Below are 13,600 nucleotides of genomic sequence, written 5' to 3' on the forward strand. Positions count from 1 at the left end.
AGAAACCGTTGTAATCGCCGGACTGCTCCAGTTCCGTAAACGCGTATCCAGCAATGTCTTGACTGCGATTGAGATCGTCAAACTGTGACGCGGAGCCGATCGGCGATGACCCATAACTCTAGTTCGTCAACGCGGTTAACCGGGCGACCTGCGATACGTGCAAGCACGAAGCGCGGATACGCCTCTGGATGGATGCCGTTAATCCTTGCGGTACCAACGAGTTACAGATTGCAACCGTGCGTTCGACTGGCAGTTGTCGATTTCGAGCCGACCGTTATCGCAACAGCGCATGGGCACTTCCCCCCGGTTCAGCGCACAAAGAATGGTTCGGCTCGTGTTGGTTTTGCGCGAGAGCGTTTCCAGCGTAGATGCGAGCCACGCATAGAATCGATCGAATAGCGGCCGCGCGTGTTCATGACGATGCGCATGGCAGGTTTGCCCCCGATCGCGTCCTCAATCCTGCATAGCGCGCCGATACGCTCGAGCGCCTCAGTGTCCAACGCATTCGCGCGCTACGTGCAATTCATAGAACTGCCGTCACGAATTTGCCCAAAAGGCAGCCTCCGTGACACGCCCGGTTTCGCAGATGGCCTGGTAGTGAGGAGCGTACGCGTCAGCGTCCAGCGTACCGGTGAATGAGCCAACGTGATGCATGCGGATGCATGCCCTGCCGATTCGACGTATAGGCAAACTATACCGCTGGCGGTGTCATGTCGGCAGAGGGGCGATCATCGCGCACGTACGCCCATAGGAATCCGATATTCGCCTGCCGTTACCTGGTGCACGCGTCGGAACCGGCGTGTCGTCAGAGTGCAATCTCATCGCCGCCATCACTTGACGGCGCAGCACCTCAACAAGTGGCCGCAGCAGTGCGAACAGCCCATTTCGCGAGCAGCGAGCGATCAAGCTCGACGCCTTCGCGCGTACATGACCGACCGTCGGTAAAGCGGCATGTGATCTGCGAACTGTACCGGAGGGCCAGGACCGACGAGTCCGCGTTCAATGGGACGGCCCGATCCAGACGCCTGCGAGATGTGGTCGCAACACGCGCACGCAAACTTCGAGTGCGCATGACAGACGACCCGGAAGCTTGCCGGCACATACTCAAGCTGTTCGGCGACGTCTTCTCCCAACAACTTCATCTCGCTGTCGCAGACTACGGGCGCGGATCCGCTCGCATGCTACGATGCTCTGCTCAATACGCATGCATAAGATCGGAGACATAGATGCGTCCGGAGAGTGCCGCCCGTTTCGACGAACAGTTCGCGCCTCGCATCGCCGAGGCCATTGCCGCCTGCTTTGTCACCACTGTGCATACCGAAGTGCTGCCGTATGGCGGGGCTGGGCATCCCACCCGCGTGCGGATTCATGCCGCGCCGCTCGCGGAGCTGGGCCATTACGCGCATCCGTTGAATCTGTATCTGACCTGGGACAGCGACGAAATCGAACGACTGATGGACGCGCGAGGAGAGGCGCACTTCGTCAACTATCTCGCAGCGCTGCCGCGCAAGCTAAGCGCCTGGACTCACGCGCGCGAACTGGATTTTCTGTCGCATACGCAGGGCGAACCCGTGGCGTTGATCGGCGGGCTCGATTTCGAGTCGTGAGCGGTGCGCGCAACGCGTCTATCGTGACATGACGAATACGCTGAAAACAGGCGCGGCATGAAAAAACGGCCGCTGCATGTCCACCGCAGCGGCCGTTGCTGTCGATGCGTTCGACAGGTGCTCAGCGCCCCAACGCCGGATCGCTCATGCTGCTCTTGCCGGTCTCGACGTGCCCCGCGAAGCGGCGCACGAACGCCGTGTCCGTATCGACCGTGATGGTCAGGTCGTACCAGCCGTGCGCGTTGCGCAGATCGAGGTAGAGCTGATCGGTATCGCCGCCGCGTGCCGAATGTTTGATCACGTGGTTCGCATCGTACGCGTTGACGATCGTGAACTGGCAACGCGCGCTGCCCACGTTCGCGAGCCGCAGTTGCAGATTGCCATTCGACACGTCGTAGCCCTCGGCGACTTCAGGCCGCGCGATGTCCGAGCCGTGCCAACTTTTGTGCGATGCCGGCTTGCCCGCGAAGCGGCGCAGAAAACCGTTCGGACCGTGTACCGTGAAATCGTAGCTGCCGTCCGCGTTCAACGGCAACTGATCCTCCAGTCGCTTGCCTGATTCGACCGTATAGCTGCGCGGTGCATCGGCGCTCTGTGCGGCATACACGAGGAACACCGCGCCCGTGCGTCCCGTGTTGACGAAGCGCATCGCCAGCTTGCCGCTCGAACCTTCGCTCTGCACGCGCACGAACAACTCGTACGGCAATGCGCGGGCGGGGCGCACGCCAGGCTCCTGCTTCGGCACCGTCTGAACGGCCGGCGGTTGCGGCACGTAATCCGGGTGACGCTCCTGATCGGCCGGCATATAGGCGCTCGTGCTCGGCAGCGAGGGCGGCAGGGCGTTCGGGTTCTCGAAGTTGAACGCCGACATCAGATCGCCGCATACTGCGCGGCGCCATGGCGTGATATTCGATTCGCCGAGGTTGTGGTGCTGGCCGAAACGCTTTTCGATGAAGCGGATCACCGACGTATGATCGAACAGTTCCGAGCAGACATAGCCGCCTTTCGACCACGGTGACACCACCAGCATTGGCACGCGCGGCCCGAGTCCGTACGGTGCCGCGGGCGTTTTGGAATCGCCTGGGTAGATTTCGTAAGTAGTGTTGACGGTGGACAGACCGCTGGCGTCCGACGACGCCGCGAACGGCGGCGCAATGTGATCGAAGAAGCCGTCGTTTTCGTCGTAATTGATCAGCAGCACCGTCTTGCTCCACACCTCGGGATTCGAGGTGAGAATCTGCAGCACCTGATCGATGTACCACGCGCCGTAGTTAGTCGGCCAGTTCGGATGCTCGGAATACGCTTCGGGCGCGACGATCCACGAGACTTGCGGCAGCGCGTTGTTCTGCACGTCGCGCTTGAGAATGTCGAAGTAGCCGTCGCCTTTCGCCGCGTTGGTGCCGGTGCGGGCGTTATCGTAGAGCGGATTGCCGGGCTGCGCGTTACGGTACTGGTTGAAGTAGAGCAGCGAGTTGTCGCCGTAATTGCCGATGTACGGGTTCTGCGTCCAGCCCCACGAGCCGTTCGCGTCGAGACCGTTACCGACATCCTGATAGATCTTCCACGAGATGCCCGCATTCTGCAGCACTTCCGGATAGGTGGACCAGCCGTAGCCGAGTTCGGAGTTGTCGATCACCGGGCCGCCGCCGCTGCCGTCGTTGCCGACCCAGCCGCTCCACATGTAGTAGCGGTTCGGGTCCGTCGGTCCCATCAGCGAACAGTGGTACGCGTCGCAGATCGTGAACGCGTCGGCGAGTTGATAGTGAAACGGGATGTCGTCACGGGTCAGGTAGGCCATCGTCGTCGCGCTTTTGGCGGGCACCCATTGGTCGTTGCGGCCGCCGTTCCATGCGGCGTGCGTGCTGCCCCAGTCGTGCGCGAGATCCTGCAGGAATTGCAGACCCAGGTTCGGCGCAGTGGGGTGGAACGGCAGCACGTAACCTGCATTGGCGTCATCCGCCGCGAGCGGTTGATACCAGACCGGTTTGCCATTGGGCAGGTTGATCGCGCGGGTGTCGCCGAAACCGCGCACGCCCTTGAGCGTGCCGAAGTAGTGGTCGAACGAGCGGTTTTCCTGCATCAGCACGACGATATGTTCGACGTCGTGGATCGACCCGGTGCGGTTGTTCGCAGGAATGGCGAGCGCATTGCGAATGCCCAGCGGCAGCATGCTCAATGCGGTGACGGAACCGGCGGCTTGCGCGGCGGAGCGTAGAAAATCACGGCGATTTTTTGAAGTCATGGTTTTGGCTTTCGATCTTCGGTTGACGAACGATGCACACGGCGCGCGTGAGGCTGAGCCGCGCGTCGTGTGCGGCGCGAAACTCAATCCACAGTGTGGATGACAGGCGTGGCGAGCGGTGCCGGCGCGACGGCGGATAGCGTTGCGCCAGCGTCGGATGCGGGTAGTGCCGGGGTTTGAATCGTGAGCGAGGGCGGTGCGGGCGCGGCTGACGACGAATTGCCGGGCAGAGCCGCGAATGCGGATGGGTTGCTGTTGCTGCCGTCGGCGGTGCTATTGGTCGAGCCCAGCGTGTTCGTGCGGGCTGTGTCGTCGTCGTTGCCGCAGGCGCCGAGCAGCACGCTTAGCGACGTGATGATCAATGCGCTCGTCAAACGTTTGCGCAGCAAAGCAGGAGCGGGCTTCGACTCGACGGACATGAGAATGTCTCCGGCACGGGGAAGGGGCGCCAGGGCATCCATGTGCCGAGGTCAGCGATGCCGCAGCATAATCGCTTACCTGTGTAATTTTTGTGAAGAGAACGTGCGGAGTTGGGATGCCGCTCATGGCGGCGGCGTATTCGCGCTTATATGTCGCCTGCGATGCAGTGAGCTGAGGTTCTCTCTTTCCCTACCGGCCAACGCTTCCCAAAACAAACGCCTCGATCGCTTCATTCAACTTTTCCGGTGCATCCCGATGCGGAGAATGTCCGCAAGCATCGAGCTTGACGAGCCGCGCATGCGGCACGCGTGCTGCAATCGTATCGATCTGCGCCATCGTGCCGTAGTTGTCGTCATGCCCTTGCACCGCGAGCAGCGGCTGGCGAATCGACGCGAGTTCTGTCGCAATGGTCCATTGCCTGAACGCGGGGTTCAACCAGATATCGTTCCAGCCATAGAACGCGGAATCGACGTCAGCGTGATAGCGGGCGAGCTTGTCTCGCAGATTGTTGGTTTCATAGAGCCGCTTCGTCTGCGCGATGCTTTCCACCGAAATATCTTCGACGAACACATGCGGTGCAATCACCACTGCGCCAGCCAGTGCCTCGGGATGCAGCGCCGCGTACAGCAGCGCGATCGACCCGCCGTCGCTATGGCCGATCACCCACATCCGTTTGCGCTCCTGCATCTCGATACTCAGTGCGTCGAGCAAAGCCGGAAGGATGTCACGCGCCTGAGCGGTCATGAAGTCGACGGGCCATTTCATGTCATGCGCACGCGGCGTCGATAGCCCGTAACCCGGACGCGAGTAGACCAGCCCGCGCATGCCGAGCCGCTCGCACAATACTTGCGGCCAGTCACGCCACATGGCGACCGAGCCGAGTCCTTCGTGCAGGAACACGGCGATCGGCGCGTCGAGCGACGTTTCGTTGACCCAACGATATTCGATGCGCAGCGGCCCATGCGATACGGCAGCGGGCAATTCGGCGAAGTCTCCCGCCGTGGTGACAGCAGACGCGGCGGCAACGGTGGCGAGAGCGGGTTTCTCCATGGATCACCTTATGACAGTTCCCGCAGTTTGAAGCGTTGAATCTTGCCGGTAGCGGTTTTCGGCAGATCATCGACGAATACGATATCGCGCGGATACTTATGCGGAGCAAGCCGTTCCTTGACGAAGGCCTTCAACTGATCCGCGAGTATCTCAGACGGTGCAAACTCGCGCTTCAACACGACGAACGCTCGAGTCTTCACGAGCCCACCGTGATCGATACCGACCACGGCCGCTTCGAGCACCGCGTCGTGCTGAACGAGCACCATCTCCACTTCGACCGGCGAGACATACTGCCCGCTGACCTTCAGCATGTCGTCGCTGCGGCCCGCATAGACATAGCAGCCGTTCGGCAGCCGGCTGTACTTGTCGCCGCTGCGAATCCATTCGCCGAGAAACGTCGCGCGCGTTTTCTCGCGATTGCTCCAGTACATCAGCGCGGCACTCGGCCCCTTGATATACAGATCGCCCACTTCGCCATCGGGCACCGGCCGGCCGGCTTCGTCGCGCAGTTCCACTTCGTAGCCCGGCACCGGGCGGCCGGTCGTGCCGTATTCGACCGCGCCCGCGCGATTCGACAGGAAGATATGCAGCATTTCGGTCGAGCCGATGCCGTCGAGAATCTCAGCGCCGAAGTGCGCGGTGAATCGCTCGCCGATCTCACGCGGCAATGCTTCGCCCGCCGACGTGCACACGCGCATCGCCACGTCGGCGCGCGCGGGCAGGTTGGGCGACACGAGCATGCTCGCGTACAGCGTCGGCACGCCGTAGAAAACCGTCGGGCGATGCCGCACGAGGCGCGCGAAAATCGCCTCGGCGGTAGGGCGCTCGGCCATCAGCACGGCGGTCGCGCCGACCGAGAGCGGAAAGGTCAGCGCGTTGCCGAGGCCGTACGCGAAGAACAGCTTGGCCGCGGAAAACACCACGTCGCTCTCGACGATCCCGAGCACCGCCTTCGCGTACAGTTCGGCGGTCCAATACAGATTCGCGTGCGTGTGGACCGTGCCCTTCGGTTTGCCGGTCGAGCCCGACGAATACAGCCAGAACGCGATATCGTCGCCACCGCTCGCGCAGCCCTTGACGGCGGGCGCGGCGGCGTCGATCAGCTCGTCGAGCCGGGGAACATCCAGAGGCTCGCCGTCGAGCGGCTGCGAAACGATCAACGGGCAACTGTCATGTTCGGCGCTATTCAACTGATCCAACGCCTGCGTGACGCCCGGCAGCAATGCACCCGATGCGATCACGGCACGCGCGTGACTGTGCGTGAGCATGTACACATAGTCGGCGGCGGTGAGCAGCGTGTTCGCGACGACCGGCACGACGCCCGCATACAGCGCGCCGAGAAACGCGATCGGCAGCGCGACGGTGTCGAGCATCACGAGCAGCACGCGCTCCTCCGGATGCACGCCGAGCGTGCGCAACGCGCTCGCGAAACGCCGCGCGCGTTCTTCGAGTTCGCCGTAGGTGGTGGGGCCCGTGTCGTCGATGTAGGCGATCTTGCCGGCGCGTGCTTCGTTCAACTGAAACAGGTACGCGGCGAAGTTGAATAGCGCGGGCGGCGGGGCGACCGTCGCGGGGGAATGACTGGCGGCTGTTTCCAGCAGGGCTTCCATATGTCTCCTCCATCTGTGGGGGCGGTCTGGCCGTTGTGTGCTCTTGATCCGCGTAATGCCTGCAATACGTCCTGCACCGCTAGGCTGGCGGCAAGTGCGTTGTTTGCATGAGGATGTCGATGGCTGCTGCTGGCGCCTGGACCGCGCAGCGCCGGTGATAGAACCCCAGCGCGCGCAAGCCGCCGAGTTCTTCTCCACCGCCCGCGCGGCCTGGACCGCCATGCAGCGACATCGGCATCACATTGCCGTGGCCCGTCTGGCTCTGCTGAACCGACGGCGAGATCGCATGCACGCGTCCGTGCGAATCGGCGAGATCGAGTGAGAGCCGGCCGAGATGCGCATCGTCGTTCGAATAGATCGATGCGACGAGCGAGCCCTGAGCTCGTCGCGCGAGCGCGACGGCGTGCGCCTCGGGTAGTTCGCTGCCGTTTGCCGTCACGCGATAGGGCGCGACCGTGGCCACCGGTCCGAATACTTCGAGGTCATGCAGCAGCGTCGCGTTGTCCGGATCGTTGACCACGAACAGATGCGGCGCGACGCATGACGCAATTGCCGGGTCCGCGTCGATCAGCGGCGCAGCCGAACCGTCGTACGCGAGCACTGCTTCCGCGCGCAATGCGGCGATGCCGGCGAGCACGTTCTCGTATTGCTCGCGGCTCACGAGCGAGCCCATCCGCACGGTGTCGTTACGCGGATTGCCGACGCTGACTGTCGCGAGCTTCGCTTTGAGCGCATCGAGCACGGCTTCGAGCGCGGCTTCCGGTACGAACGCACGCCGGATCGCCGTGCATTTCTGCCCGGACTTGACGGTCATTTCCCGCACCACTTCCTTGATGAACAGATCGAAGGCGGGCGTGTCAGGCGTCGCGTCGGCGCACAGGATCGCGCTGTTCAGGCTGTCGGCCTCCACGTTCAGACGCGCGCCGTGCTGCACGAAAGCGGGATGCTCGCGCAGCGTCGCCGCAGTGTCGGCTGAGCCGGTGAACGACACCACATCGAAGGCCCGAATCTGATCGAGCAGACCCGCCGAGCCGCCGCAGATCACCGAGAGCGCGCCGGGCGGCAGGATGCCCGCTTCGATCACATCGGCGACCATGCGCTGGGTGAGCCACGCGGTGGCCGTGGCGGGCTTGACGATCACCGGCACGCCCGACAGCAGCGCTGGCGCGGCTTTCTCCCACAAGCCCCAGGACGGAAAGTTGAATGCGTTGATGAAGAGCGCGACGCCGCGCGTCGGTGTCAGCACATGCTGCACGCTGAACGATTGATCCTTGCTCAGCGCGATGCTTTGGCCATCGCGCAGCGCACGCACGTCGCCGAGTGACGCGCCGAGCTTCGCGTAGTACGACAAAGTAAACATGCCGCCGTCGATATCGACGGCCGAGTCGTTGCGTGTGGTGCCCGAGTTCGCAGTGGCGATCGCGTAGTAGTCGTCGCGCTTCGCCTGCAGCAGCTTGACGATGTCGACGAGGCGGCCCGCGCGCTGCGCATAGCTCAGCGCGCGCAGCGCGGCGCCGCCCTCATCGCGCGCAAAGCTGAATGCCTGCGCGAGGTCGAGCCCCGCGCTCGATACGCGCACGAGCCCAGCGCCCGTCACCGGATCGGTTAGCGTCACGCCCGCGCCGCTGCCAGCGATCCACTGGCCGGCTACGTAATTCTTCAATAGTTCGGTCATGACGTTCTCACGCGGGAGTGAATTCGATCGCGCCTTGCGGCAACAGATACAGCACCAGCGCCTCACCATTCGCGACGGTCGGCCGATGCGCGGAGCCGGGGCCGTATACGCACCAGCCGGCCGGGTGGCCGTCGAAGGTCGCGCCTTCGGTGAGTGGCATGATCAGATCGATCTCGCCATGCGGATGAACGTGATGCGGACCGGCGATGTCCCGCATATCGACCACGTCGACGGAAAAGCCGTGGGTCTCGGGCAAGGGCTTGAAGATGCGGCCGTAGCGAATGCCGCCGCCTTCGCGGTTGCACAGCCAGCCTTCGGCGACACCGGTGCGGCACGCGTTCGCGAGATCGCGGAAGGTCGCGCCGTCGACCGGGTAGGTGTCGTTCAGCCACGCGGCGAGTCGGCCGTCGAGCGGCCGGCCGGCGAGTTGCCCGGTGACGCCCGCAATCAGGCGCTGGAATTCATGTGGGGACATACGACCTCCAGATAACGCGTTCGCACATCGGCGGCGCCCTGAGGCACCTTAATGCAGGCGTATTGCCGCGCCGTCTCCATGACGCTGCCGCAAGCGTGCAACAGCGTTTGTTGTTGCCTCGTTATTTGGCGAAAATTAACCGTTCACCCAGTGCCTGTCAAGCACTATAGTACATATATTGTGATCATGAGGTGGTAAAACATGAATCAAAAGTACTCTCACGCATTGCCGGATGAGGCCGCCGACGACGCGAGCCACCGCGAGCGAATCGAGCGTGGCGCCGAGCGCGAGGAGCGCGATCCGTTTCTCACGGCAATGGGCGAGCGCGTGCGGCTGCTGCGCGCGCGCCGCGGCATGACCCGCAAGACGCTCGCGACCGAAACCGGCTTGTCGGAGCGGCATCTGGCGAATCTGGAATCGGGCGTCGGTAATGCATCGGTGCTGGTATTGCGGCAGCTTGCGGCCACCTTGAACTGCCCGCTCGCCGAAGTGATCGGCGACGAAACCACCGCATCCGCCGAGTGGCTGTTGATCCGCGAACTGCTGCACGGCCGTGATCAGGCGGCGTTGCAACGCGCACGTGTCGCGCTCGCCGAGATGTTCGCGCAGGCCCCGCGCGACCCGCACCGCAAGGACCGGATCGCGCTGATCGGTCTGCGCGGCGCCGGCAAGTCGACGCTCGGGCGGATGCTGGCGCAGGAGCGCAAGGTGCCGTTCGTCGAGTTGACGCGCGTGATCGAGCAGATGGCCGGCTGCCCGCCGTCGGAGATTCATTCGTTGTACGGAGCGAGCGCTTACCGGCGCTATGAGCATCGCGCACTCGAGGCCGTGATCCAGGAGCATGAGCGCGCGGTGATCGCGTCGCCGGGCGGGCTGGTGTCGGAGGCGGGTACCTTCAACGCGCTGCTGTCGCATTGCTTCACGGTATGGCTGCAAGCGACGCCGGAAGAGCATATGCGCCGGGTCGTCGCGCAAGGCGACTTGCGGCCGATGTCGGGCAACAAGGAGGCGATGGACGATCTGAAGCGCATCCTGGCCGGACGCGGCGAACTGTACGGCCGCGCCGACATGACTTTCGACACCAGCGAGAAAACCCTCGCCGACGCCTATCTGCAGTTGCGTGACCGTCTTGCCGCGCGGCTCGCCGCGGAATCGCCGGATGAGGCCCGGGTGGGCTGAGCTGCAGTGGAGCGCCAGGGTTTACTAGCAAACATGCACTAAAGTGCTTTACATGGGGTTGACGGTGCACTATTGTTCAAAAAACAGATTTTGCATCGTCCAGTCAGGAGACGCCCCATGTACACCGCAGACACCGCCATTGCGCCGGTCGACTACCGCACCGATCCTTCGCAGTACAAGCACTGGAAGCTGAGCTTCAACGGTCCGGTCGCAACGCTCGGCATCGATATCGCGGAAGACGGCGGCATCCGCGAGGGCTACAAGCTGAAGCTGAATTCGTACGATCTGGGCGTCGACATCGAACTGCACGACGCGATACAGCGCATCCGTTTTGAGCATCCCGAAGTCAGGACCGTGGTGCTGACGAGCCTCAAGGACCGCGTGTTCTGCTCGGGCGCCAACATCTTCATGCTGGGGCTGTCCACGCATGCGTGGAAGGTCAACTTCTGCAAGTTCACCAACGAAACGCGCAACGGCCTGGAAGATTCGTCGCGGTATTCGGGTCTGAAGTTTCTTGCCGCGGTGAATGGCGCCTGCGCCGGCGGCGGCTACGAACTCGCGCTCGCTTGCGACGAGATCTATCTGGTTGACGACCGCTCGTCGTCGGTGTCGCTGCCCGAAGTGCCGCTGCTGGGCGTGCTGCCGGGCACCGGCGGCCTGACGCGTGTCACCGACAAGCGGCGCGTGCGCCACGATCGTGCCGACATCTTCTGCACGGTGGTCGAAGGCGTGCGCGGCGAACGCGCGAAAGCCTGGCGTCTCGTCGATGAAGTCGTGAAGCCGAACCAGTTCGATCAGGCGATCCAGGCGCGCGCGCTCGAACTCGCCGCGCAAAGCGACCGCCCGGACGATGCGCAAGGCGTGATGCTCACGCGTATCGACCGCACCGAGCGCGACGACGGCCTGACCTACACCACGCTCGACGTCACGATCGATCGCGCGAAGCGCATCGCGACGTTCACAGCCAGAGCCCCGCAAACCGAGCCGCCGACCAGCATCGGCGCGATCGTCGCAGCCGGCGCAAACTGGTGGCCGCTGCAGTTCGCCCGCGAACTCGACGACGCGATCCTGTCAATGCGCACCAACGAACTCGAAGTCGGCACCTGGGTCTTCAAGACCGAAGGCGATGCGCGCAACCTGCTCGCCGCCGACGCCACGCTGATGCAGCACAAGGATCACTGGTTCGTGCGCGAGACGATCGGCCTGCTGCGGCGCACGCTCGCGCGCATCGACGTTTCGTCGCGTTCCCTGTTCGCGCTGATCGAACCGGGCTCCTGTTTTGCCGGCACGTTCGCGGAACTCGCGTTCGCCGCCGACCGCACTTACATGGCCGCGTTGCCGGGCAATGAAGACGAGGAGCCGGGCATCACGCTCACGGAAGTCAACTTCGGTCTTTATCCGCTTGTCACGCATCAGTCACGGCTTGCGCGCCGCTTCTACGAAGAGGCTGAGCCGCTCGATGCGGTGCGCTCGCGCATCGGTGATGCAATCAAGCCCGTCGAAGCCGAGCGCCTCGGCCTCGTGACCGCCTCGCCGGACGATATCGACTGGGCCGACGAAATCCGCATCGCGCTCGAAGAACGCGCGGCGATGTCGCCGGATGCGTTGACCGGCCTCGAAGCGAATCTGCGCTTCAACGGGCCGGAAACGATGGAGACGCGCATCTTTGGCCGTCTCACTGCCTGGCAGAACTGGATTTTCAACCGGCCGAACGCAGTGGGCGAGAAGGGTGCGCTCAAGGTGTACGGCAAGGGCGGCAAGGCGCAATTCGACGTCTCGCGCGTGTGATGCCCACCTGAACCCCGGCACCGCGCACCGACGCAACGCCACCTGCCCCGATACGCGCCTCTCACCGTCAGCACTGCAGCTTCCGCACAGGGAACCGACCATGTCAACGATCAACTACAGCGAAAAGATTCCGAACAACGTCAATCTCGCCGACGACCGCGCGTTGCAACGCGCGCTCGAACAATGGCAGCCGAATTTTCTGTCGTGGTGGGGCGATATGGGACCGGAAGGCTCGCACGGCTACGACGTCTACCTGCGCACGGCGGTGAGTGTGGATGCGGGCGGCTGGGCGCACTTCGATCACGTGAAGATGCCGGACTACCGCTGGGGTATTTTCCTCACGCCGGGCGAGCAGGATCGCAAGATCCACTTCGGCGAACACAAGGGCGAGGCGGCCTGGCAGGATGTGCCCGGCGAGCATCGCGCGAATCTGCGTCGCATTATCGTCACCCAGGGGGATACGGAGCCGGCGTCGGTCGAGCAGCAGCGACATCTGGGGCTCACGGCGCCGTCCATGTACGATCTGCGCAACCTGTTCCAGGTCAACGTGGAAGAAGGCCGCCACCTGTGGGCGATGGTGTATCTGCTGCATCGCTATTTCGGCCGCGACGGACGTGAGGAAGCCGAAGCATTGCTCGCCCGCCGCTCGGGCGACGACGACAATCCGCGCATTCTCGGCGCGTTCAACGAGAAAACGCCGGACTGGCTCGCGTTCTACATGTTCACCTACTTCACCGATCGTGACGGCAAGTTCCAGTTGTCGGCGCTCGCGGAGTCGGGTTTCGACCCGCTCGCACGCACCACGAAGTTCATGCTGACCGAGGAAGCGCATCACATGTTCGTCGGCGAATCGGGCGTGTCGCGCGTGATCCAGCGCACCGCACAGGTGATGAACGAACTCGGTACCGACGACGTCGCGAAGATTCGCGCGGCCGGCGTGATCGATCTGCCGACCATCCAGCGCTATCTGAACTTCCACTACTCGGTAACGATCGACCTGTTCGGCGCCGATCATTCGTCGAATGCGGCGACGTTCTATAGCTCGGGCCTGAAGGGACGCTATGAAGAGAACAAGCGCGACGACGATCATCAGTTGAACGGTCAAAGCTACAAGCTGCTCGACGTGCAGGACGGCAAGCTGGTGGAGCGCGAAGTGCCGATGCTCAATGCGATGAACGAAGTGCTGCGCGACGACTACATCAAGGATTCGGTGGCGGGCGTGGGGCGCTGGAACAAGGTGCTGGAAAAGGCCGGTATCGATTTCCGCATGACGGTGCCGCATAAAGCGTTCAACCGGCAGATCGGCACGTTTGCAGGTACGCGCGTATCGCCAGATGGCCGCGTGATCAGCGAAACCGAATGGGCCGCGAACCAAGCGAAGTGGCTGGCCTCGCCGGAGGACCGTGCGTTCGTCGCGTCGCTGATGGGCCGCGTCACGGACGCGGGCAAGTTCGCGAACTGGATTGCACCGCCCGCGATGGGCGTGAACCGTCAGCCGATCGATTTCGAATACGTGCGCTTTAACTGAAGCGAGCGCACGCGCAGCACACCCTG

Annotated in this window: 10 protein-coding genes and 1 pseudogene; 4 read left to right on the forward strand and 7 right to left on the reverse strand. The window is 63.3% G+C overall.

The genetic code is table 11. From position 1 onward, the window contains the following. Positions 1–77: 77 nt before the first annotated feature. A pseudogene (locus B0G69_RS41770) lies at positions 78–1,154 on the reverse strand (IS66 family transposase); the annotation flags it as partial. A gap of 72 nt (positions 1,155–1,226) precedes the next feature. On the opposite strand from B0G69_RS41770, the gene B0G69_RS11855 reads away from it, so the two are divergent. Continuing rightward, positions 1,227–1,607, forward strand: a complete 381-nt coding sequence (locus B0G69_RS11855; RefSeq protein WP_121317140.1) for a DUF5594 family protein — start codon at positions 1,227–1,229, stop codon at positions 1,605–1,607. A 121-nt stretch (positions 1,608–1,728) separates the two neighbouring features. Here B0G69_RS11855 and B0G69_RS11860 read toward each other — a convergent pair whose 3' ends face one another. The 6 genes from B0G69_RS11860 to B0G69_RS11885 form a co-directional block, all read right to left on the reverse strand. Beyond that, entirely contained in the window at positions 1,729–3,849 is a 2,121-nt protein-coding gene (locus B0G69_RS11860; RefSeq protein WP_121317142.1) for a phospholipase C, phosphocholine-specific, read from the reverse strand. Positions 3,850–3,932: 83 nt separating this feature from the next. Next, a complete protein-coding gene (locus B0G69_RS11865) occupies positions 3,933–4,268 on the reverse strand; it encodes a hypothetical protein (protein WP_121317144.1) in 336 nt (111 codons plus the stop codon). Between the two features lie 190 nt (positions 4,269–4,458). Further along, complete coding sequence (locus tag B0G69_RS11870) at positions 4,459–5,319, reverse strand: alpha/beta hydrolase (RefSeq protein ID WP_121317146.1); 861 nt, start codon at positions 5,317–5,319, stop codon at positions 4,459–4,461. An 8-nt stretch (positions 5,320–5,327) separates the two neighbouring features. Next, complete coding sequence (locus tag B0G69_RS11875; protein ID WP_121317148.1) at positions 5,328–6,929, reverse strand: benzoate-CoA ligase family protein; 1,602 nt, start codon at positions 6,927–6,929, stop codon at positions 5,328–5,330. 79 nt (positions 6,930–7,008) lie between these two features. After that, entirely contained in the window at positions 7,009–8,604 is a 1,596-nt protein-coding gene (locus B0G69_RS11880) for a 3,4-dehydroadipyl-CoA semialdehyde dehydrogenase (RefSeq protein ID WP_121317150.1), read from the reverse strand. Positions 8,605–8,611: 7 nt separating this feature from the next. After that, positions 8,612–9,079: a DUF4863 family protein gene (locus tag B0G69_RS11885; RefSeq protein WP_121317152.1), complete on the reverse strand. Its 468-nt coding sequence runs from the start codon at positions 9,077–9,079 to the stop codon at positions 8,612–8,614. 201 nt (positions 9,080–9,280) lie between these two features. Between B0G69_RS11885 and B0G69_RS11890 the strand changes: the two genes are divergently transcribed. The 3 genes from B0G69_RS11890 to boxB all read left to right on the forward strand — a co-directional run bounded on the left by B0G69_RS11890 (position 9,281) and on the right by boxB (position 13,574). Continuing rightward, the gene (locus tag B0G69_RS11890; RefSeq protein WP_121317154.1) at positions 9,281–10,258 is read left to right on the forward strand and encodes a helix-turn-helix transcriptional regulator; all 978 of its coding nucleotides are present in this window, start codon (positions 9,281–9,283) and stop codon (positions 10,256–10,258) included. A gap of 117 nt (positions 10,259–10,375) precedes the next feature. Beyond that, positions 10,376–12,046: a 2,3-epoxybenzoyl-CoA dihydrolase gene (gene boxC, locus B0G69_RS11895; RefSeq protein WP_121317156.1), complete on the forward strand. Its 1,671-nt coding sequence runs from the start codon at positions 10,376–10,378 to the stop codon at positions 12,044–12,046. A 100-nt stretch (positions 12,047–12,146) separates the two neighbouring features. Further along, entirely contained in the window at positions 12,147–13,574 is a 1,428-nt protein-coding gene (boxB, locus tag B0G69_RS11900) for a benzoyl-CoA 2,3-epoxidase subunit BoxB (RefSeq protein WP_121317158.1), read from the forward strand. Positions 13,575–13,600 lie beyond the last annotated feature (26 nt).

The sequence above is a fragment of the Paraburkholderia sp. RAU2J genome, assembly GCF_003634845.1.
In the GTDB taxonomy this organism is placed as follows: Bacteria; Pseudomonadota; Gammaproteobacteria; order Burkholderiales; family Burkholderiaceae; genus Paraburkholderia; species Paraburkholderia fynbosensis.

Bases quoted from the DNA above. Each gene is read 5' to 3' on its own strand.
- B0G69_RS11860 (WP_121317142.1), bottom strand. From the start codon at position 3,849: ATGACTTCAAAAAATCGCCGTGATTTTCTACGCTCCGCCGCGCAAGCC.
- boxC (WP_121317156.1), top strand. From the start codon at position 10,376: ATGTACACCGCAGACACCGCCATTGCGCCGGTCGACTACCGCACCGAT.
- B0G69_RS11875 (WP_121317148.1), bottom strand. From the start codon at position 6,929: ATGGAAGCCCTGCTGGAAACAGCCGCCAGTCATTCCCCCGCGACGGTC.
- boxB (WP_121317158.1), top strand. From the start codon at position 12,147: ATGTCAACGATCAACTACAGCGAAAAGATTCCGAACAACGTCAATCTC.
- B0G69_RS11885 (WP_121317152.1), bottom strand. From the start codon at position 9,079: ATGTCCCCACATGAATTCCAGCGCCTGATTGCGGGCGTCACCGGGCAA.
- B0G69_RS11880 (WP_121317150.1), bottom strand. From the start codon at position 8,604: ATGACCGAACTATTGAAGAATTACGTAGCCGGCCAGTGGATCGCTGGC.
- B0G69_RS11855 (WP_121317140.1), top strand. From the start codon at position 1,227: ATGCGTCCGGAGAGTGCCGCCCGTTTCGACGAACAGTTCGCGCCTCGC.
- B0G69_RS11870 (WP_121317146.1), bottom strand. From the start codon at position 5,319: ATGGAGAAACCCGCTCTCGCCACCGTTGCCGCCGCGTCTGCTGTCACC.
- B0G69_RS11865 (WP_121317144.1), bottom strand. From the start codon at position 4,268: ATGTCCGTCGAGTCGAAGCCCGCTCCTGCTTTGCTGCGCAAACGTTTG.
- B0G69_RS11890 (WP_121317154.1), top strand. From the start codon at position 9,281: ATGAATCAAAAGTACTCTCACGCATTGCCGGATGAGGCCGCCGACGAC.